Raw genomic sequence first — 19,480 nt, 5'->3', positions numbered from 1 at the left:
CACCAGCAACCTTCAGGACGATGGAACTGCCGTTTCAATACATTGAGGAATTGCCTCGCTATGTGGGCCAGACCGTCACGCTCAAAGGCTGGCTGTACAACAAGCGAAGCTCGAAGGGGCTGCATTTTCTGATGTTGCGCGATGGTACGGGGCTTGTGCAGTGCGTGGTGGCGCAGGACAGGGTGGACGCCGACACCTGGCAGGTGGCCGAGGAGGCCACGCAGGAGTGCTCGCTGGAGGTGGTGGGTACCGTCGTGCGCGACGAGCGCCAGATCGGCGGCCACGAGGTGCACGTCGAACGCCTGCAGCGCATCGGCCCTTCCGAAAACTACCCGATCACGCCCAAGCCGCACGGGATCGAGTTTCTGATGGATCACCGACACCTGTGGCTGCGCAGCCGCCGGCCGTGGGCCATCATGCGCATCCGCAACCGGGTGATCCGGGCCATCCACGACTTTTTCCAGGAGCGCGGCTTTCTGCAGCTCGACGCGCCGATCCTGACGGGCAACGCCGTCGAAGGCACCACGACGCTGTTCGAGATCGACTACTTCGGCGACAAAGCCTACCTGAGTCAGAGTGGCCAGCTCTACGCCGAGGCCATGGCCATGGCCTTCGGGAAGGTGTACACGTTCGGCCCGACGTTCCGCGCCGAAAAGTCCAAAACGCGCCGGCACCTGACCGAATTCTGGATGATCGAGCCGGAAATGGCGTTCTGCGATCTGGAAATGAACATGGCGCTGGCCGAGGAGCTGGTGGTGCACATCGTGCAGGAGGTGCTGCGCCACTGCCGGACCGAACTGGAGGTGCTCGGCCGTGACATTGCGGCGCTGGAACGCGTCCAGCCGCCGTTCCCGCGCCTGACCTACTCGGAAGCTGTCGAGCTACTCCGAAGCGATGAGACGGCCCGCATGATCGATGCCCGCATCGAAGCGCTGAAAGAAGAGCAACGGCAACTCGAAACCGAACGGGCCGAAAACCGGCGACGCTACGGGCAGGCCAAAAAGGCCGAAAAGCGGCGCATCGACGCCCGCGAGATCGAAATCAACCAGCGCCTGGACGAAATCGAAAAAGAACTGGAAAACCTGCCGCTCTGGAAGGAGTCGGCCCGGAATTTCCAGTGGGGCAACGACTTCGGCAACAGCGACGAGACGGTGCTGACCTGGCACTTCGACCGGCCGATCATCGTCCATCGCTTTCCGGCCGCCATCAAAGCCTTCTATATGAAGCGCGACCCGGAAGACGACCGCCTGGCGCTCGGCATGGACGTGCTCGCGCCGGAAGGCTACGGCGAGATCATCGGGGGTGGCCAGCGGGCCGACGACCTGGCCTTTCTGGAGGCCCAGATCGAGGCGCACGGACTACCCCGTGAGGCGTTCGAGTGGTACCTGGATCTGCGCCGCTACGGCTCGGTACCGCACAGCGGGTTCGGGCTCGGACTCGAACGGACGCTGGCCTGGATCTGCGGCGTGCACCACGTGCGGGAGGTGATCCCCTTCCCGCGACTGCTCGGCCGCCTGACACCGTGAATGTTCAAAAGTGGCTTGACATCAGGGAAAACAGGAACCGGTTAAAGCGCAGAGATCAGCGCAACCGTTCAGTACCAGCAGGGCCAGCAGGCTCAGGCCGAGCACGAGGCGAAACGAAAGGCGTCGCATGAGAGACTCCGTCTGGTGGCGGATGGATTTTCAGCCAAAGACGGTTCGCATTGCAATTGGTGCGTATAGTTCGGGCGTTAGATGCCCGGAGGAATCGGTTTGTGTGCCTTGATCCTGACGGTGGGCGCGTAAGGCGATCTCGGTCGGTATGGTGTAAGTCCGTGCGAATGATCCGGGGTGCTTCGTTCATACAGGAGAGTTGCCTGTCAATCAAACGGAGGGTTATTATGCGTTTGCTGCTGGTCGGTCTGGTGATGGCCTGGACGGGGTGTCTGGCGGCCCGCGCGCAGGTGATACGGATGGGAACGGAGACGCCCGCCGTCCCGACGATTACCGTGCAGGGCGAAGGGGTGGTGCGCGTGCAGCCGGATCGGGCGACGCTGCGTTTTGCGGTGGTCACGCGCGATCTGGATCCGGAGCAGGCCCGTCGGCGCAATGCCGAGGCGTCGCGCCGGGCGCTCAACGCCGTGCGGGCACTGGGCGTTGAAGAACGCTGGTTGCACCTGGAAGCGCTGACGCTGCACCCGGTGCGGGAATACAATCCAGACCTGCGTCGGTGGGAAGAAAAAGGCTACGAGGTGCAGCGCGTACTGCGCGTAGAACTGGACGATCTGGATCGCCTTCCAGAGGTGGTAGCCCGCGTGGTGCAGCAGGGGGCCAATCGGCTGCAGGGCATTCAGTACGACGTCTCGAACCAGGAGGCGGTGCGGCTGGCGGCGCTGCAGGCGGCCGTCCGAAATGCCCGCGAGAAAGCCCGACAGATGCTGGCCGAATTGAATCGAGAAGTGGGCGATCCGATCCGGATCACCGAGCAGGCGCTGGAATTTCCGCGGCCGCTCTGGCGGGCCGATATGGCCGCCCTGCGTACGGCCGAAGCGGCGCCCGAGCCCGAAGCCTACGCCGCCGGCGAGATCGAGGTGCAGGCGCGCGTGGAGATCACCTTTGCCATCCGTTGAGTGACCGGGCGGAGACGCTCGGAGGTCTGCGTCCGGGCCACCTGTGGCGAAGTTGCTTCGCCGGCGGCCCGGAGATATTCCAGCACTTCCGGTAAGATCTCGGAAATGTGGCGGGGACGGTCGCTCATAGCCTCATCGGGTCTGTTCGGGTGTGTTGTGCCGGCATAATAGGTGGCCGGAGGTGACAACTATATGTCACCGCTGTTTTCGCCGAACGCTCAAGCCCGGCCGTTGACCCCGGCTATGCCGGACCGTAAATTAGGCGGCGGTTGCAACGTGCAGCGATGAAGCGCTTGCGGCATATCGGCGTATTGCGCAGCGTGAGCCTGGGGCTCGCGCTGGCGCTGCTGGTCGGTGCGGTGCGTCCGCTCTGGCCGGTCTCCGGCGCTTCGTATGCCGCCTGGCTGCGCGTGCAGCTGCGGGGCGTGCTGGCCGAATCGGTGCTGGAGGAGGGCCTTCAGGAAGCGCTGGCCGATCGACCCGCCACGCCGGAAGCGTTCGTGCGGGCATTCCTGCGGGCCTGTGTGCAGAAAGAAGGGAAAGCGGCCATCCGGGCGGCGCTGGGGCTTCCGGCCGAGGTTTCGGACGAGACCGTGGTGGCCTGGCTGCTGGGGCTGGTGCCTCGTCTGGTGGCCGAGCCGATCCTGACGCCGCTGCTGCAGGCAAGCGGTGGAGCGCTTCTGGCGGGTCTGCAGCGGGTCGTTATGGCGGTTTTTGCCGCCAATCCTGATCTCCGGGAGTACCCTCCGGCGCTGATCCTGCCGGTTGCGCTCGATGTGCCGGTCTCTGCGACGGCGACCCTTCTGTTCGGTGCCGTTCTTCCGATGGGTCCGTAGGGGCCACCGGCCTTTTTATTTACCTGCTTACGGTAGAGCGCACGAGCGCGCTGTGCTCCTTTTGACGGATCCTGTTGATCACCATCATCACAGAGGACATGAAACGCAACGGTTTTAAAATAGGTGTTACGCTGGCGCTGCTGTTGCTCTGCGGGTACTACCTGTACCCGACGGTTCGATATGCCCTGCTGCAGCGCAAGCTCAACCGCATGTCGGAAGAGGAGCGGGCGGCCTTCATCGAGGCTAATTACGGAACGATTCAGAGCCTGCGGGAGCGTGCCCTGAAGCTGGGACTCGACCTGCAGGGCGGTATGCACGTGACGCTCGAGGTGCGGGTGGACGCGCTGATCCGGGAGCTGGCCACCGACGTGGACGAAACGTTCGAGGAGGTGCTGGCAGCCGCCCGTGAGCGTGCCCGCTCCGGCGACGTGTCGCTGATCGACGCCTTCGTGGAGGAGTTCGAGCGGCGCGATCCCAATGCGCGGCTGTCGCGCTACTTCCGAAATCCGGACGCCGGCATCACGCGGCGTTCGTCGAACGAAGAGGTGGCCGCCTACCTGCGCCAGCAGGCCGAGGAGGCGGTCAACCGCGCCATCGAGATCATCCGCGACCGCGTGGACCGTTACGGCGTGACGGAGCCGGTCATCCAGAAGCAGGGAACCCGCCGCATTGTGGTCGAGCTGCCGGGCGTGGACGATCCCGAGCGCGTGCGGCGGCTGCTGCGGGGTACGGCCCGGCTGGAGTTCCGCCTGATGGCCGATCCGGAACTGCTGCAGGCGGCCCTTCAGGACATCATTGCCTACTATGAACCCGACACGACGGCTGCGTCCGATACGCTGGCGGCCGCCGATACGGCCACGGCCGACACCTCGCTGGCCTCGCTGCTGGGCGAGCAGCCGTCGCCGGAGCGTCCGCGCAACCCGCTGCTGGCCGTCATGCAGCCGGTGGGGCAGGGCGTAGTGTTCGGCATCGTGGCCGGACCCGACACGGCCCAGGTCAACCGCCTGCTCAGGAATCCCGAAGTGCAGGCCCTGCTGCCGCCCGGGATCGAGCTGCTCTACACGGCCAATCCGGTGGGCACCGACGAGCAGGGGCGGCCGCTCTACTACCTGCTGGGCGTGCGCAAAGAGGTGGAACTGACCGGTGAGGTGATCACGGACGCCCGCGTCGAGTTCGACGAGCTGAACCGACCCCAGGTGTCGATGACCATGAACTCGGAGGGCGCCCGCATCTGGGCCCGCCTGACCGGGGCCAACGTGGGCAAGCACATTGCCATCGTGCTCGATAACGTGGTCTACTCCTATCCCGTGGTCAACGAGCGCATCCCGAGCGGCCGCTCGTCGATCACCGGACTGGACTCGCGGGAGGAGGCCCAGGACATCGTGACCGTGCTCAAGTCCGGCGCGTTGCCGGCACCGGTGGACATCATCGAAGAGCGAACGGTCGGGCCCAGCCTGGGTGAGGCGTCGATTCGAGCCGGACTTCGCTCGGTGCTGACCGGCCTGCTGCTCGTGGCGCTGTTCATGATCTTCTACTATCGTACGGGCGGCATGATTGCCGACCTGGCCCTCGTGCTCAACATCATCTTCATTCTGGGCATTCTGGCTGCTTTTAACGCAACGCTGACGCTGCCGGGCATTGCCGGTATCGTGCTGACCATCGGTATGGCGGTTGACGCGAACGTGCTCATCTTCGAGCGAATCCGTGAGGAACAGGCCACGGGCAAGACGTTGCGGGCGGCCATCGATCTGGGCTATTCGAAGGCCTTCAGCGCCATCTTCGATGCGAACATCACCACGTTCTTCACCGGCGCGATCCTGTACTCGTTCGGCGTCGGGCCCATTCAGGGCTTTGCCGTGACGCTGATGGCCGGTATCGCCGCTTCCATGTTCAGCGCTATCGTCATCACGCGGATCATTTTCGACTACCTGGTGCTGGAGCGGAAACTGATGGTCAGTGTGGGCTAACCAAACCGGGAGATAACGACCATGCGAATCTTTGAAAATGCCAATTACCCGTTCGTGCAGAACCGGAAGAAGGCTTACGTCTTCTCCGGCGTGCTCCTGCTGTTGAGCCTGGTGTCGCTGGTCACGCGTGGATTGGAGCTGGGCATCGACTTCAAAGGCGGTATGGAGTTCATTGTGAGCGGGGCAACAGAGCCCGGCGCTACCGCCATCCGTGAGGCGCTGACGCCCGTGCTTGGCGCCGAGCCCGAAGTGAAGACGTATGGCGAGGACATTCTGATCCGGGTGGCGGCCGAAGGCGACATCAACGAAGTGCAGCGGCAGATCGTCGAAACGATCCGCCAGCGCTTTCCGGAAACGCAACCCGAGGTGGTGCAGACGAACATCGTCGGGCCACGCTTTGCCGAGGATCTCAAGCGTGGCGCCATTTACTCGATCCTGGGCTCATTGCTCGTCATCTTCGTGTACATCCTGATCCGCTTCGAGTGGCGTTTTAGTCTGGGAGCCGTGGTGGCACTCTTCCACGACGTGCTCATCACGCTTGGGTTGTTTTCCTTTTTGCACGGCTGGTTGCCGTTTTCGCTGGAGATCGATCAGACAATTATCGCCGCATTTCTTACCATCGTGGGGTACTCCCTCAACGATACGGTGATCGTTTTTGATCGAATTCGGGAGTATACGAACCTCTTTAAGACCAAGCCGTTTGAGGAGGTGGTGAATCTCTCAGTTAATGCTACGCTGAGCCGTACGATCATCACCTCGGGCACGACCTTGCTGGTCGTCGTGATCCTCTTTATATTCGGAGGAGAGGTGTTGCGGGGCTTTTCGTTCGCACTGATTGTGGGTATCGTGATCGGTACGTATTCGTCGATCTTTGTGGCCTCGCCCGTGGTCATCGAGCTGCGGGCGCGGGCCTCGGTCCGACGACTGGCAACGGCTCGTTAATTCAAACCGGTAAGCAGCAATGAATTTCTCCATCGAAGAACGCTACAATGCGGTCGTCATCACGCTGAAGGGCAACGTGATGGGCGGCCCGGACGGCGTCAAACTCCACGAAAAAATTCATGAACTGATCCGGGAAGGGAAGAAAAATGTGGTGGTGGATCTGTCGAAAGTGAAGTTCATGAACTCCAGCGGGCTGGGCATGCTCATCAGCGCGTTGACCTCGCTGCGCAATGCCGGCGGGGACCTGCGCCTGGCGAACGTAGCCGACCGCATTCAGTCGCTGTTGATGATCACGAAACTGATCACCGTCTTCAAGCATTACGACTCGGTGGAGGAAGCGGTCAAAAGCTTTGAGAACGATCCGCCGGTTCCGGTGGAGCAGGCCACCTGAACTTCATGGCGAACCTCCCTTACGGCCCAAAGGCGACGGTAGAAAGCCGTCGCCTTTGCCATGTTTGCCTTGATTGCATAACAAAAAGCATCCAGCAATGCCGGTAACGGTTGTCATCGGAAGCCAGTGGGGCGACGAAGGAAAAGGTAAGATCGTCGATCTGCTCAGCCAGGACGTGGACATCGTCGCCCGCTACCAGGGGGGCGCCAATGCAGGTCATACGATCTGCTGGGGCGACAAAACCTTCGTGCTGCATCTGGTGCCCAGCGGCATCTTTCACGAAGGCGTCACCTGCGTGATCGGCAACGGCGTCGTGCTCGATCCGGTGGCGCTGCTCGAAGAAATCCGCATGATTCGCTCGCTGGGCTACGAGGTGGAGGGGCGGCTGTTGATCTCGCACAACGCCCACCTGATCATGCCCTACCACCGCAAGCTGGAAGAGGCGCGCGAGCGCTTCCGCGACGCCGACGCCATCGGCACGACCGGCCGCGGCATCGGTCCCGCCTACATGGACAAGTTCGCCCGCACGGGCATCCGGGTGGTGGACCTGCTCGACCGGGACGTGCTCCGCAAGAAGCTCAAGCAGGCCATCGAGGAGAAGAATGCCATCCTGCGCGAGGTCTACAAGGCCGAAGCGCTCGACGTGGACGCGATCATCGAGGAATACGTCGAGTTTGACAAGCTCATCGACCCGTACGTCACCGATACGGCCGAGTATCTGAATCGGGCGCTGCGCGAGGGCAAGCACATCCTGGCCGAGGGCGCTCAGGGCTCGCTGCTCGACGTGGACTTCGGCACCTATCCGTACGTGACCTCCAGCCACCCGACCGTCGGGGGCTGCTGCACGGGGCTGGGCATTCCGCCCACGGCCATCACGCGCATCATCGGGATCGTCAAGGCCTACTGCACCCGCGTGGGCAACGGACCGTTCCCGACCGAGCAGGACAACGAGATCGGTGAACGGCTACGCGAAGTCGGGCACGAGTACGGGGCCACGACCGGGCGGCCACGTCGCTGCGGCTGGCTCGACCTGGTGGCCCTCCGCTATTCGTCGATGATCAACGGCTTCACGGAGCTGGCCATCACGAAGCTGGATGTGCTGACGGGCTTCGAGGAGCTGCCCGTCTGCACCCGCTACCGGTACGACGGCAAGGTCAGCCAGCGCTTCCCGAGCGAGGCCCAGACGCTCGAAAAAGTCGAGCCCCTCTACGAGGTGCTGCCCGGCTGGCACGAAGACATCACGGGCGCCAGCCGGCTGGAGGATCTGCCCGAGGCGGCCCGACGCTACCTGGAATTCATTGCCCGCTTTACCGGCGTGGACATCAGTCTGATCTCGACCGGCCCCAAGCGGGAACAGACCATCTGGAACGGCCGCGCCGTCATCCCGGCCTCGGCGTGAAGGCTGCCGGAACCTGAGGTGCGCCTGAGGGATGTGTATGCAAGCGCATAGATCCCTCAGGCGTTGCTTTTTCTGAAATGAAAACGGTGCAGCTCGAACTACCCGAGGAGCTTCTGCAGGCGACCCGCATGACGCTTGAAGAATTGCGGCTTGAGCTGGCCATTCATCTGTTTGAGCAGGGGCGCCTTTCGCTGGACAAGGCCGCCGAACTGGCGAACGTACCGGTCTGGCAATTCCAGCAGACACTGGCCGGACGTGGCATTCCCATGCATTATGACGTGCGTGCATACGAAGAAGATCTGGAAACGCTCAGAAGGCTCGGGCGTCTGTGACGGCTGATGTTTGAACCCGCTTCCGATTGCTCGGTTGGAAACAGGCGCCTGCACGCGGCGCCTGTTTTGTTTTTCAGGTAGCGTGATCCGCGAAGCGTATGAAGGCCTATCGCCTTTCGGTCAATCTGAAGCTGGGGCTGGTGGTGGCCGCCGTGGCGATTGCGGTGGCTTCGGTGGCCTACACGAACTGGCTGGCCAACCGGCTGCGCGAGCGTGAGGAGTTTCTGGTGCGGCTCTGGGCGGCCGCTCAGGAGCAGCTGGCCACGACCGAGCACGTCAACCCGTACATCGACGTGTTTCAGGAGCTGGAAGCGCGGCTCGACCGCCTCGGAGGTGTGAACACGCCAGAAGAGCTGGCCCGCTACCGGGCGGCGCTGGCCTGGGCGCGTACCATGCCGCCCACGTCCGATGTGACGCTTGCCAGTGAGATCGTGCTCGAAGGGGCCTTCGACATTCCCGCCATCATCACCGATTCGACCGGCCTGCAGCCGCTTTTCTGGCGGAACGTGCCCGTGCCCGACTCGCTCTCAGGCCTGACACCCGCCGACTCGGCCCGGGCCATCACCCGCCTGCGCGAACTGGTGGCCGAAATGGATCGGGTGCACCGACCCATCCCCATCCGGATCCGCTTCGACGATACCGAACTGGTTCAGTACGTGCATTACGGCGAGTCGCGGCTGATCCGCCAGCTCCGGGTGTTTCCCTACGTGCAGCTCTTCGTGATGGGGCTGTTCATTCTGGTGGGGTATTTGGGCTTTTCGTACGTGCGGCGTAGCGAGCAGCGAAGCCTCTGGGTGGGCATGGCCAAGGAGGCGGCGCATCAGCTCGGGACGCCGCTTTCCAGCCTGATGGGCTGGGTGGAGCTGCTCCGGACCGACAGCCTTTCGCCCGAGCAGCAGCGCGAGGCGCTCGACGAGATCGAAAAAGACATCGCACGGCTGAAGCGGGTGGCCCAGCGCTTCTCGGAGATCGGATCACTGCCCCGGCTCGAAGTGCAGCCGCTGGCCCCGGTCGTTCAGAACACGGCCGACTACATCCGGCGCCGTATGCCCAGTCTGGGCAAGCAGGTAACGCTCTCGGTGGACGTGCCCGAGGACATCCGGCTGCCGCTCAACGCCGAACTGTTCGAGTGGGTGATCGAGAACCTGCTCAAAAATGCGCTGGACGCCATCGAGGGGCCGGACGGCCGCATCGACGTGCGCGCCCGCGTGCAGGGCGACGTGGTGCAGATCGAGGTGCAGGACACCGGGCGGGGCATCGACCGACGCCAGTGGAAAAACATCTTTCGGCCGGGCTACAGCACGAAAAAGCGGGGCTGGGGACTGGGGCTCAGCCTGGCCAAGCGCATCGTGGAGGACTACCACGGCGGTACCATCGCCCTGGTGCAGTCGCGACCCGGTCAGGGCTCGACGTTCCGCATCACGCTGCCGCTGCGGTGAGGCGCTTTATGACGGGAAGGCGATCCGCTCGCGGAGTGCGGCGGCATCACCTTCGGTGACGGCCACGTAGATGTCGTCCCGGTAGCGCCAGACGAGCACCTGCTGGCGGCCGAGCACGTGCAGATCGAAGTGCTGCTCTTCCTCGATCTGGCGGAGCACGTCCGGGTTGAGCGTCAGCCGATCCCGGTAGCGATCCAGCAGCGCATAACTGTAGAGATAAACGGCCAGCATGCGGCCGCTGGTGCGGTCTTCAAAGAGCAGTACGGGTACGCTCAGGTCCGGAAGTACTGGCGCCTGCGCCAGGCCGACGAGCCGGGCATCGGCGATGTCGGGGACGACCACGCGCCAGCCCTGCCGGGCCAGGTAGCGCTCGGCTTCGGCGGGGCGCGTCAGCGGTTGCTCGACGGTCAGCGAGGCGGCCAGTTCGACGGAGCGGCGGATCAGATCGGACGGCCGGGCGGGGGAAGGTGAACTGGCGGGACGCGTACCCTGCCAGGCCAGCCATCCCAGCAGGCCGGCCAGCAGCACGATCAGCACAGCCACGAGCATGCGTGTGGCCGGATGGCGCGCGACGGAGCGGGTCCGCACTTCGGAAACCGTCACTTCTTCGCCACCGCCCAGGTTCAGCAGCTCCGTGCGCAACGAGCCCGGCGGCGGTTGCAGCAGACGGCTCAGGGCCTGCTGCAGGTGCGTGCGGATCTGCTCTTCGGACAATCCGAACTCCAGCAGGGCGAACTGACCGGGCGTCAGGTATCGCCGGAGGGCCGTGCGAAGCGCCGCGTGGGCCCGTTCGTATCCTTCCGGTGTATCTTCCAGCAGCGTGGCGGCCGTCTCGGGCGCCAGCGTCAACACGTCGCACAGGTAGAGCCAGAGCCGGTCGCGCGCCGAAAGCAGCGCTACGGCGGCCGGGAGCACCCGGCTTAGCATGCTTTCGGCCAGCTCCCGGCGGGCGGCCAGTACGGGCTCGTCGGTGCTTTCGGCGAGCCGGGCGCGGTGGAGCAGGCGTGCCACCAGCCAGGTCCGGGCCTGATCGGCCGGTGGCGGCGACGCCAGCGCTTCCCGGTACACGTCACGAACCAGCCGGGCGGCCGCCTCAGCGTCTGACGTCAGCAGTTGCGCCAGCCGGTAGAGTTCGTCCAGATGGGCAAGCAACGCCCGCGGTGTGGCCTTCGGGGAATTCATGAACGCGAAGGTTTCTGCTCAAAAATAATGTGGACGGGTGTGCCCTGGCGAATGCCGAGCAGCTCGGCGGCATTGCCGCCATTGACGGCAATCTCCAGAAAGTCGCTGCTGCCGAACAGGAGCAGCGCTTCGCCCTGGGCGACCGCTCCGTAGGTAGGCTGCACCTGCGTGAAGGGGGTGCTGCCCACGTAGCATTTGAACGGGCGACCCGCCCGGTAGCGCTCGAACAGCTCTCGCGAAACGTTTGTGATGCAGTTGCCGAAGCGATCCACATGGACCACCCAGCCGTGAATGCTTTCGTTGCTGGCCGACGGCTCCATCCAGCGGAGCGTGGTCAATTGCTCCAGCGGCGTGCCGATCTCCTGAAGCGAGCGTCCGGCGGCCAGATGTCCGGCGGCCGGCGCAAAGATGTCGCGTCCGTGAAAAGTCTGGCTGGGTGTGGGGGTGCGCCAGAATTCGGGTCGGTTGAGTTCGACGAGTTCGTCGGGGCGCTCGGTGCCCAGCACCAGCGTGAACAGACCATTGTCGGGGCCCACGAACCAGTGCGCACCATGCCGAAGGGCGACGGCACGCCGTGCGGTGCCCACGCCCGGATCGACAACGACCAGGTGAATGGTGCCCGGCGGAAAGTACGGCACGGCTTCGCGGAGGACAAACGCCGCCTCCATCACATCCTGTGGTCGGATCTCGTGGGTGATGTCCACGAGCCGGGCCTGCGGGGCCAGGCTCAGCAGCACGCCCTTCATGGCCGCCACGTAGGCGTCGCGCGTGCCGAAGTCGGTGGTCAGTGTGATGAGTGGTATCGGTTGGTCCGCCATGCCGTACGGGCTATTTTTCAGCGTAAACTACGAACAGCACGCATCGAATGCGCATGCGGGAAACGGGATCCCGTGCGCTTTCGTTCACGCGCTGAGACCAGATCATCGACGACGCATGGATACACGCACGATCGGCACCCGGGGCGAAGACCTGGCCGCGACCTATCTGGAACAGCAGGGCTATCGGATTCTGGCGCGTCAGTACCGCTTCGAGCGCGCGGAGATCGACCTGGTCTGCTTCGAACCGGCCCCGCGTCCCGAGGACGGGGGCGAGATCGTCTTCGTCGAAGTGAAGACCCGGCGCGGGCTGGGTTTCGGGCGTCCGGAGGAGGCCGTTACGCCCGAAAAGCAACGTCACCTGATCCGTGCCGCCCGGGCCTACCTCTACGAGCACCACCTGCAGCGCGCCCGCTGTCGCTTCGACGTGATCGCCATCGTGCTGCACGACGACCGTCCGCCGGAAATCGAACATTTCAAAGACGCTTTCTGGGCCGGATAGACAGTTCAGGCGGCCACGGTCACGCCGATACGCGGGCACATGTCGGCCAGCACGCACTGGCTGCAGCGCGGGCGACGTGCCAGGCACACGTAGCGGCCGTGCAGTACCAGGGCGTGCCCGAACCACGTCCAGTCCTCGCGCGGCACCAGCGCCATCAGGTCCTGCTCGATTTTGTCGGGTGTCTTATGGGTGGTCAACCCCAGGCGCTGCGACACGCGGCTGACGTGTGTATCGACGGCGATGCCCTCGCGAATCCCGAAGGCGGTACCCAGCACGATGGCGGCCGTCTTGCGGCCCACGCCCGGCAATGCTGTCAGCGCTTCCATGCTGCGTGGCACCTCGCCGCCGTGACGTTCGACGAGCTGGCGGGCCAGGTTGACGATGGTCCGGGCCTTCTGGCGGTAGTAGCCCAGCGGACGGAGGAGCGGTTCGAGTTCTTCAGGGTTGGCCTGCGCCAGCGCTTCGGCCGTCGGATAGCGCCGAAATAGTTCCGGCGATACTTCGTTGACCTTTTTGTCGGTGGTCTGCGCCGAAAGTACGGTCACGATGAGCAATTCGAACGGGTTGGACCAGCGAAGTTCGGTGATGGCATTCGGATACGCTTCGCGAAGGCGCTCCAGAATGGCGCCGATGCGCCGGCGTGCGTCTTCGGTGGGCATAGGCCATTGTGAAGGTTCGTTGCAAAGGTAGAATCGCGGCGGTAAATTCCGGCAAATCCTGCATTCCCGCAAGCGTTCCGATGCAATCGCTTCGTTACGAAGCCGACGTGGTGATCGTGGGGGGCGGGCTGGCCGGGCTGGTGACCGCCCTGGAACTGCTCGAAAAGAACCGTCGCGTGGTGTTGCTGGATCGCGACGAACCCGCGCGGCTGGGCGGGCTGGCCCGCGAATCGTTCGGCGGCGTCTTTCTGGTAGATACGCCGCACCAGCGGCGGCTGCGCATTCAGGACAGTCCGGAGCTGGCCTGGAGCGACTGGCAACGCTGCGCCCGCTTCGGTCCCGAGGATCACTGGCCACGCCGCTGGGCACAGCTTTATTGCGAGCGTTCCATCCCGCTCATCTTCGAGTTTCTGGATCGGCTGGGCGTGCGCTTTCTCCCGCTGGTGAACTGGCCGGAGCGGGGGCTCTACGAACCGCTCAACTCGGTACCGCGCTGGCACATCGCCTGGGGCACGGGCTACGAGATCGCCACTCGGGTAATCGCGGCGCTGGAAGCGCATCCGAACCGACATCGGTTTGCGCTGCACTTCCGGCACGCCGTGACGGACTTTGTGGAAGAGGGGGGACGCGTGGTGGGCATTGTGGGACACGTGGAGCCGGATGGGCCTGACTTCGAAGCCCGGGGCGAAGCCGTGGTGGTGGCTTCGGGGGGCATCTGCGGGGGCGATCTGAGCAAGCTCCGCGCGCACTGGTACCGTCCCTGGGGCGAGCCGCCCCGCAAGCTGCTGAACGGGGCTCATCGCTACGCCGACGGCCTGCTGCACGACCGGGCGGCCGCACTCGGCGCGCACCTGACGCACCTGGACCTGCAGTGGCACTACGCGGCCGGGGTGCACCATCCGGCGCGGCGCCGCCCCGATGATGGCCTGAGCCTGGTGCCGCCGCGCTCGGCGCTCTGGTGCAACGCACACGGCCGACGTATCGGGCCCCCGCCGCTGGTGGGGTACACCGACACCCGATGGCTCGTCGAGCAGGTGCTCCGCCAGCCCGGCCAGTACAGCTGGCTGGTGCTCAACTACAAAATTGCCGTGCGGGAACTGGCCGTCTCGGGCTGCGACTACATGGAGGCCTTCCGCTACAAGAAACGCCTGCGCATGCTCTGGGAGCTGGTGCGCGGTAACCACCGACTCGTGCGGCGGCTCATCGACGAGTGCCCGGACGACTTCGTTGTGGCCGACACGCCCGAGGCCCTCATCGACGGCATGAATGCCCGGAGCCTGTTCGGCCTCCAGATCGACGGCGAGGGCATGCTGCGCGACATTCAGGAGTACGACGCGATGATCGCCCGCGGCCCGGCCTTCTTCAACGACGAGCAGCTCCGGCGGCTGATGAACTTCCGCACCTACCGGGCCGACCGGCTCCGGCTGTGTCGTTTTCAGCCGATTCTCGACCCGAAAGCCCGCCCGCTGATTGCGATTCGCTGTTTTATCCTGACGCGCAAGAGCCTGGGCGGACTCAAGACCGACCTGGAAGGCCGGGTGCTGCGGCCCAACGACACGCCGATTCCCGGCCTGTACGCCGTGGGCGAAGCGGCCGGCTTCGGGGGCGGCGGCATTCACGGCCGGGGCTCACTGGAAGGGACGTTCCTGGGCGGGTGCATCCTCACGGCACGCACCACCGCCCGCCATCTCTAACCTGACCGAGGAAAACGCCATGCCGAAGAAAAGCGGAGCCTGGTTGATTCGATACGCCCTGGAGCAGTTGCCCGTGCCGTTCACGTTCGGCATTCCGGGCGTGCACGTGACGGAGCTGTACGACGAGCTGGGCCGGAGCGAGCGCGTGCGGCCCGTGCTGGTCACGCACGAAGGCGGCGGGGCTTTCATGGCCGACGCCGTCAGCCGGGTGGCACCCGACCGCATCGGAGCGCTTGCCATCGTACCGGCGGCCGGTGCGGCGCTGGCCATGGGCGGCATGGGCGAGGCCTATCTGGCGGGCGTGCCGATGCTGGTCGTCTCGGGCGGGATCCGGACGGATATTCCGTTTCATTTTCAACTGCACGAAATCGACCAGGAGAAGCTGGTGAGCGCCGTCACGAAAGGCTTCTGGCGCGTGACGCGGCACGCGGAGATCGTCCCGACCATCTTCGAGGCGTACCGGACGGCCGTATCGGGCGTGCCCGGCCCCGTCTTTGTCGAAGTGCCCGTCAACGTACAGCTCTTTCAGGGCGAGGTGCCGACGTTGCCTGCCTTCACGCCGCCTCCGCCGTCGGAAGCACCGGACGACGCGCTGATCGAGGAGGCCGCCCGGGTGCTGGCCGAAGCCGAGCGGCCGGGCATTTTCGTCGGCTGGGGTGCCGTCGATGCCACCGAGCCGCTCATCGAGATCGCCGAGCGGCTGGGGGCGCCGGTAGCGACCACGCTGCAGGGATTGAGCGCTTTCCCGGGCAACCATCCACTGCATGCCGGCATGGGCTTTTCGCGGGCGGCCGTGCCAGCGGCCGAACGGGCCTTTGAAGATTGCGACGCGCTGCTGGCCGTGGGGACGCGCTTTGCGGAGATTCCCACCGGGAGCTTTGGCGTGCGCGTGCCCGAGGCGCTCGTGCATATCGACCTGGACCCCGGTGTGCTCGGAGTTAACTACCCGGCCTGCGTGGCCATCGCGGGCGACAGCCGCGTGGTGCTGCCGCGTCTGCTGGAGGCGCTCCGGGCCATGGGCGTCGATCGCCGGGAGCGGCGGGAAGCCGTCGCCCGCCAGATCCGGGCCGACAAGCAGGCCTATCGGGACGAATGGTACCGGCACGACAGCGGCGCGCGCGTCAATCCCGTCCGGTTCTTCGATGCGCTGCGGGCCGTGTTGCCCGACGAGGCCATCGTGACGGTGGACGACGGCAACCACACCTACCTGACGGCCGAGCTGTTCGAAGTGCGGCGGCCGCGCACGCTCATCGTGCCGACCGACTTCAACTGCATGGGATACGCCGTTCCGGCGGCCGTGGGCGCGAAGCTGGCGCACCCCGACCGGCCGGTGGTGGCCGTCGTGGGCGACGGGGCGTTCCTGATGACCGGCCTGGAGTTGCTCACGGCCCGGCGCATGGGCGTCGGCGTGGTCTGCTGCGTCTTTCACGACGGCGAGCTGAGCCAGATCTCCCAGGGCCAGGAGATCCCCTACAACCGAAAGACCTGCACCGTGATCGGCGAGGTGCGGCTCGACGGGATCGCCCGGGCGGTGGACGCCCGGTATGTCCGACTGCAGGGCGAGCCGGCCGTGCTGGAGCGGACGCTGCGCGAGGCGCTCGCGTGGGCGCAGGGCGGCGACGTCGTGGTGGTGGACGTGCCCATCGACTACAGCCGCCGCACGCGCTTCACCCGGGGCGTGGTGAAGACCGTGCTCGCGCGCTTCCCGACGGGCGACCGGCTGCGCTTCGTGGGCCGCGCCCTCTGGCGCCGGCTGCGGGGATAAGAAAAAAACGGGCGGCCACCGAAGCGCGACCGCCCGTTCTATCGTCGCGGCATTGTCGCTCACACGTCGAAGTACAGCGAGAACTCGTACGGATGCGGGCGCATCCGGAGTTGCTGCACCTCGTTGTCGTACTTGTACTGGATCCAGGCCTCGATCACGTCCTCGGTGAAGACGCCGCCCTGCAGCAGGAATTCGTGGTCCTTTTCGAGCGCCTCGAGCGCCTCTTCGAGCGACCTGGGCGCCTGGGGCAGGGCGGCCTGCTCTTCGGGCGACAGGTGGTAGATGTCCTTGTCGACCGGCTGGCCCGGATCGATCTGGTTACGGATGCCGTCCAGCCCGGCCAGCAGCAGCGCCGAGAAGGCGAGGTACGGGTTGCAGGACGGGTCCGGGAAGCGGGCCTCGATCCGCTTGGCTTTGGGGCTGTCCGAGTAGACCGGGATGCGGATGGCGGCGCTCCGGTTGCGGGCCGAGTAGACCAGGTTCACCGGTGCCTCGAAGCCCGGCACCAGCCGTCGGAAGGAGTTCGTCGTCGGGTTCGTGAAGGCAATGACGGCCGGCGCGTGATGCAGGATGCCGCCAATGAACCAGAGCGCCTCCTGGCTCAGCCCGGCGTATCTGTCGCCGAAGAACAGCGGCTGCTCATCCTTCCAGAGCGAAATGTGCGTGTGCATGCCCGAGCCGTTGTCGCCGAAGATCGGCTTGGGCATGAAGGTGACCGTCTTGCCGTACTTCCAGGCCGTGTTCTTGACGATGTACTTGTAGTTCATCAGGAAATCGGCGCACTTCAACAGCGGCTGGAAGCGGAAGTCGATCTCGCACTGGCCGCCGGAGGCCACCTCGTGGTGCTGGCACTCCACCGGAATGCCGATGGCCTCCATGAGCAGCGCCATCTCGGCGCGCAGGTTCTGCAGCGAGTCGGTCGGCGGCACCGGGAAGTAGCCGCCCTTCGTGGTGGGCTTGTAACCCAGGCTGTCGTGCCGGCCCCGGTTCCAGGCGCCTTCGTCCGAGTCGATCTTGTAGAAGGCATGGTTGGGCCCTTCATCGAACGAGGCGTGATCGAAGACGAAGAACTCGGCCTCCGGCCCGAAGTAGGCCACGTCGGCAATGCCCGACTGCTTCAGGAACTGCTCGGCGCGGCGGGCGATGCCTCGCGGACAGCGCTGAAAGGGCTCCAGCGTACCGGGCTCGTGGATTTCGCCGATGAGCACGACCGTCCTGTGCTGGAAGAACGGATCGATGAAGGCGGTCGTCGGATCCGGGATCACCAGCATGTCCGACTCGTGAATGCTCTTCCAGCCCCGGATCGACGAGCCGTCGAAGCCCACGCCCTCATCGAAGTGATCAGGCTCGAACTGATCGGCCGGGATCGAAAAGTGCTGCTGCTGACCCAGAAAGTCGACAAAGCGAATGTCGACCATCTGCGCCCCTTCCTTTTCGATCAGCTCGAACACCTTTCGGATGGCTTCCTGCCGGGTCTCCACCGGCATCTCCGTGATCAGTGGCGGCGCCATACGTACGCTTGGGTTTGGTTTTAAGAATATTGGTTTAAAGGGAGTTATGGCTTACTTAGTAAGGCCTTCTGGAATATAGACCGGATTTATTTAGATGTCAACAGGCTTTATGTGATTTTTAAAGGGAAAATATTGAGTTGTCTCAAAAAGAAAGGTAAACAGGATTGTTGTTTAAGCGAAAAGGGGGTTATTCGTAGCGAAGTGCCTCAACGGGATCGACCAGGGCGGCGCGGCGGGCCGGGAAGAATCCCGCCGCCAGACCGATCAGCGTCAGCAGGGCGACGGTCAGCAGCGCGATGGGCGAGGAGAGCACCGGGTTGGCCAGAAATTCCAGCGCGCCCTCTTTGTTCGGGATGTGTCGCACGGCTTCGACGAGCAGCCAGGAAATGAGCAGGCCGACGGCGCCGCCCGTGAGTGCAATCAGCAGTGCCTCGAAGATCACCTGTAGCTGAATCGTGCCCCGACGCGCCCCCAGTGCTCGCTTAATGCCGATCTCCCGGGTGCGTTCCTGCACCACGACGTACATGATGTTGGCCACGCCGATCCCGCCCACGGTCAGCGTGAAACTGCCGATCAGCCCCATGAACAGGTTGAACCCCAGGAAGAAGTACTTGACGAAACGATCCATTTCGTTCGTGTCCCAGACGCCCAGCGCGTCCTCGTCGGCGGGGTCGAAGCGGTAGCGGCGTCCCAGCGTGACGTAAACCGCCCGCTTTACCCGATCGCTGAGGTCCGGATCGACGGGGCGGTAGACTAGGTTGTTCACGTAGCGATCACCGAAAAGCACGCGGAAGGTCGAGGCCGGGATGAAGATGCGATCGGCGTCGCGGGCATAGTAGGAGCTGTTCTGGGTTTTGGGCTGCATGACACCGACGACCAGAAACGGCGTCTGTCCGATGTAGACCTGTTGCCCGACGGATTCTTCGTCGCCGAACAGGAGCTTTTTGATCTGATCGCCGAGTACGACCACGCGGCGGCGCAGCTTCAGGTCCTGCTCGTTCAGAAAGCGTCCGCCCGGCTCCGGGATGATATTGCGCAGGCGTCCGTAGACGGGATAGACGCCCGTGATGGCGGGGTTGGTGACGGCACGGCCGCGCCGGACGGGCGTCTGGCGGTTGATATACTCGGGGCTGATGGCTTCGATGGCCGGAATCTCGCGCTGGAGCAGCCGGGCGTCTTCTTCACGGAGGCGGATGGGGCGGCCGTCCGGATAACCCTGAAACGGTCGGGTGGTCGTGCCGCCGAAAAGCACCACGATCCCGTCGCCCATGCCGTGCATGTTCTTGCGCGTCTGGCGTTCGAAGCCCACGCCGAAGGCCAGCAGTACCACGACGGCCACCGTACCCCAGGTGATGCCCAGGATCGTCAGCGTCGTGCGCAGCCGCTGCGCCTTCAGGTCGTGCAGAAACTGCTCCAGCGTGGTCAGCCAGCGCAT

Annotated in this window: 17 protein-coding genes; 12 read left to right on the top strand and 5 right to left on the bottom strand. The window is 64.6% G+C overall.

The annotated features are described in order from the left end of the window. Positions 1-20: 20 nt before the first annotated feature. From GYH26_RS08150 to GYH26_RS08110, 9 genes are all read left to right on the top strand, one after another. Positions 21-1,526, top strand: a complete 1,506-nt coding sequence (locus GYH26_RS08150; protein ID WP_161541232.1) for an asparagine--tRNA ligase — start codon at positions 21-23, stop codon at positions 1,524-1,526. A 356-nt stretch (positions 1,527-1,882) separates the two neighbouring features. Then, the gene (locus GYH26_RS08145) at positions 1,883-2,611 is read left to right on the top strand and encodes an SIMPL domain-containing protein (RefSeq protein WP_161541231.1); all 729 of its coding nucleotides are present in this window, start codon (positions 1,883-1,885) and stop codon (positions 2,609-2,611) included. A gap of 284 nt (positions 2,612-2,895) precedes the next feature. Next, positions 2,896-3,447, top strand: a complete 552-nt coding sequence (locus GYH26_RS08140; RefSeq protein WP_161541230.1) for a hypothetical protein — start codon at positions 2,896-2,898, stop codon at positions 3,445-3,447. Positions 3,448-3,545: 98 nt separating this feature from the next. Further along, entirely contained in the window at positions 3,546-5,414 is a 1,869-nt protein-coding gene (gene secD / locus GYH26_RS08135; protein WP_161541229.1) for a protein translocase subunit SecD, read from the top strand. Positions 5,415-5,435: 21 nt separating this feature from the next. Continuing rightward, positions 5,436-6,356, top strand: a complete 921-nt coding sequence (gene secF, locus GYH26_RS08130) for a protein translocase subunit SecF (RefSeq protein ID WP_161541228.1) — start codon at positions 5,436-5,438, stop codon at positions 6,354-6,356. A gap of 19 nt (positions 6,357-6,375) precedes the next feature. Beyond that, on the top strand, positions 6,376-6,747 hold the full coding sequence (locus GYH26_RS08125) for an STAS domain-containing protein (protein WP_161541227.1): 372 nt from the start codon (positions 6,376-6,378) through the stop codon (positions 6,745-6,747). 97 nt (positions 6,748-6,844) lie between these two features. Beyond that, on the top strand, positions 6,845-8,146 hold the full coding sequence (locus tag GYH26_RS08120) for an adenylosuccinate synthase (RefSeq protein WP_014067088.1): 1,302 nt from the start codon (positions 6,845-6,847) through the stop codon (positions 8,144-8,146). A 77-nt stretch (positions 8,147-8,223) separates the two neighbouring features. After that, positions 8,224-8,478, top strand: a complete 255-nt coding sequence (locus GYH26_RS08115) for a UPF0175 family protein (protein WP_161541226.1) — start codon at positions 8,224-8,226, stop codon at positions 8,476-8,478. A gap of 98 nt (positions 8,479-8,576) precedes the next feature. Beyond that, a complete protein-coding gene (locus GYH26_RS08110; RefSeq protein WP_161541225.1) occupies positions 8,577-9,917 on the top strand; it encodes a sensor histidine kinase in 1,341 nt (446 codons plus the stop codon). A gap of 6 nt (positions 9,918-9,923) precedes the next feature. Here GYH26_RS08110 and GYH26_RS08105 read toward each other — a convergent pair whose 3' ends face one another. Both GYH26_RS08105 and GYH26_RS08100 read right to left on the bottom strand, forming a co-directional pair. Further along, entirely contained in the window at positions 9,924-11,099 is a 1,176-nt protein-coding gene (locus GYH26_RS08105) for a hypothetical protein (protein WP_161541224.1), read from the bottom strand. Beyond that, positions 11,096-11,917, bottom strand: coding sequence for an SAM hydrolase/SAM-dependent halogenase family protein (locus GYH26_RS08100; protein ID WP_012843946.1), 822 nt, complete (start codon positions 11,915-11,917; stop codon positions 11,096-11,098). Before GYH26_RS08100 ends, GYH26_RS08105 begins: the two co-directional genes overlap by 4 nt. A 115-nt stretch (positions 11,918-12,032) precedes the next feature. Between GYH26_RS08100 and GYH26_RS08095 the strand changes: the two genes are divergently transcribed. After that, positions 12,033-12,416: a YraN family protein gene (locus tag GYH26_RS08095; protein WP_161541223.1), complete on the top strand. Its 384-nt coding sequence runs from the start codon at positions 12,033-12,035 to the stop codon at positions 12,414-12,416. A gap of 5 nt (positions 12,417-12,421) precedes the next feature. On the opposite strand, the gene nth is transcribed toward GYH26_RS08095, so the two are convergent. Further along, positions 12,422-13,075, bottom strand: coding sequence for an endonuclease III (gene nth / locus GYH26_RS08090; protein WP_161541222.1), 654 nt, complete (start codon positions 13,073-13,075; stop codon positions 12,422-12,424). Between the two features lie 80 nt (positions 13,076-13,155). Here nth and GYH26_RS08085 point away from each other — a divergent pair, with 80 nt between their 5' ends. After that, complete coding sequence (locus GYH26_RS08085; protein ID WP_161541221.1) at positions 13,156-14,769, top strand: FAD-dependent oxidoreductase; 1,614 nt, start codon at positions 13,156-13,158, stop codon at positions 14,767-14,769. A 19-nt stretch (positions 14,770-14,788) separates the two neighbouring features. Further along, positions 14,789-16,534, top strand: coding sequence for a thiamine pyrophosphate-binding protein (locus tag GYH26_RS08080; protein ID WP_161541220.1), 1,746 nt, complete (start codon positions 14,789-14,791; stop codon positions 16,532-16,534). 59 nt (positions 16,535-16,593) lie between these two features. On the opposite strand, the gene glnA is transcribed toward GYH26_RS08080, so the two are convergent. Both glnA and GYH26_RS08070 read right to left on the bottom strand, forming a co-directional pair. Beyond that, a complete protein-coding gene (glnA, locus tag GYH26_RS08075; RefSeq protein ID WP_161541219.1) occupies positions 16,594-18,045 on the bottom strand; it encodes a type I glutamate--ammonia ligase in 1,452 nt (483 codons plus the stop codon). 187 nt (positions 18,046-18,232) lie between these two features. Further along, complete coding sequence (locus GYH26_RS08070) at positions 18,233-19,480, bottom strand: ABC transporter permease (RefSeq protein ID WP_161541218.1); 1,248 nt, start codon at positions 19,478-19,480, stop codon at positions 18,233-18,235.

Source organism: Rhodothermus marinus, assembly GCF_009936275.1.
Taxonomy (GTDB): Bacteria; Bacteroidota; Rhodothermia; order Rhodothermales; family Rhodothermaceae; genus Rhodothermus; species Rhodothermus marinus_A.
Note: the sequence above shows the minus strand (reverse complement) of the source record. Positions and strands in the feature narration are given on the sequence as shown.

Coding starts and splice junctions, on each gene's coding strand:
- GYH26_RS08125 (WP_161541227.1), top strand. CDS start 6,376: ATGAATTTCTCCATCGAAGAACGCTACAATGCGGTCGTCATCACGCTG.
- GYH26_RS08145 (WP_161541231.1), top strand. CDS start 1,883: ATGCGTTTGCTGCTGGTCGGTCTGGTGATGGCCTGGACGGGGTGTCTG.
- GYH26_RS08070 (WP_161541218.1), bottom strand. CDS start 19,480: ATGCGCTGGCTGACCACGCTGGAGCAGTTTCTGCACGACCTGAAGGCG.
- GYH26_RS08095 (WP_161541223.1), top strand. CDS start 12,033: ATGGATACACGCACGATCGGCACCCGGGGCGAAGACCTGGCCGCGACC.
- GYH26_RS08120 (WP_014067088.1), top strand. CDS start 6,845: ATGCCGGTAACGGTTGTCATCGGAAGCCAGTGGGGCGACGAAGGAAAA.
- GYH26_RS08085 (WP_161541221.1), top strand. CDS start 13,156: ATGCAATCGCTTCGTTACGAAGCCGACGTGGTGATCGTGGGGGGCGGG.
- secD (WP_161541229.1), top strand. CDS start 3,546: ATGAAACGCAACGGTTTTAAAATAGGTGTTACGCTGGCGCTGCTGTTG.
- nth (WP_161541222.1), bottom strand. CDS start 13,075: ATGCCCACCGAAGACGCACGCCGGCGCATCGGCGCCATTCTGGAGCGC.
- GYH26_RS08150 (WP_161541232.1), top strand. CDS start 21: ATGGAACTGCCGTTTCAATACATTGAGGAATTGCCTCGCTATGTGGGC.
- GYH26_RS08080 (WP_161541220.1), top strand. CDS start 14,789: ATGCCGAAGAAAAGCGGAGCCTGGTTGATTCGATACGCCCTGGAGCAG.
- GYH26_RS08110 (WP_161541225.1), top strand. CDS start 8,577: ATGAAGGCCTATCGCCTTTCGGTCAATCTGAAGCTGGGGCTGGTGGTG.
- glnA (WP_161541219.1), bottom strand. CDS start 18,045: ATGGCGCCGCCACTGATCACGGAGATGCCGGTGGAGACCCGGCAGGAA.
- GYH26_RS08100 (WP_012843946.1), bottom strand. CDS start 11,917: ATGGCGGACCAACCGATACCACTCATCACACTGACCACCGACTTCGGC.
- GYH26_RS08115 (WP_161541226.1), top strand. CDS start 8,224: ATGAAAACGGTGCAGCTCGAACTACCCGAGGAGCTTCTGCAGGCGACC.
- secF (WP_161541228.1), top strand. CDS start 5,436: ATGCGAATCTTTGAAAATGCCAATTACCCGTTCGTGCAGAACCGGAAG.
- GYH26_RS08140 (WP_161541230.1), top strand. CDS start 2,896: ATGAAGCGCTTGCGGCATATCGGCGTATTGCGCAGCGTGAGCCTGGGG.
- GYH26_RS08105 (WP_161541224.1), bottom strand. CDS start 11,099: ATGAATTCCCCGAAGGCCACACCGCGGGCGTTGCTTGCCCATCTGGAC.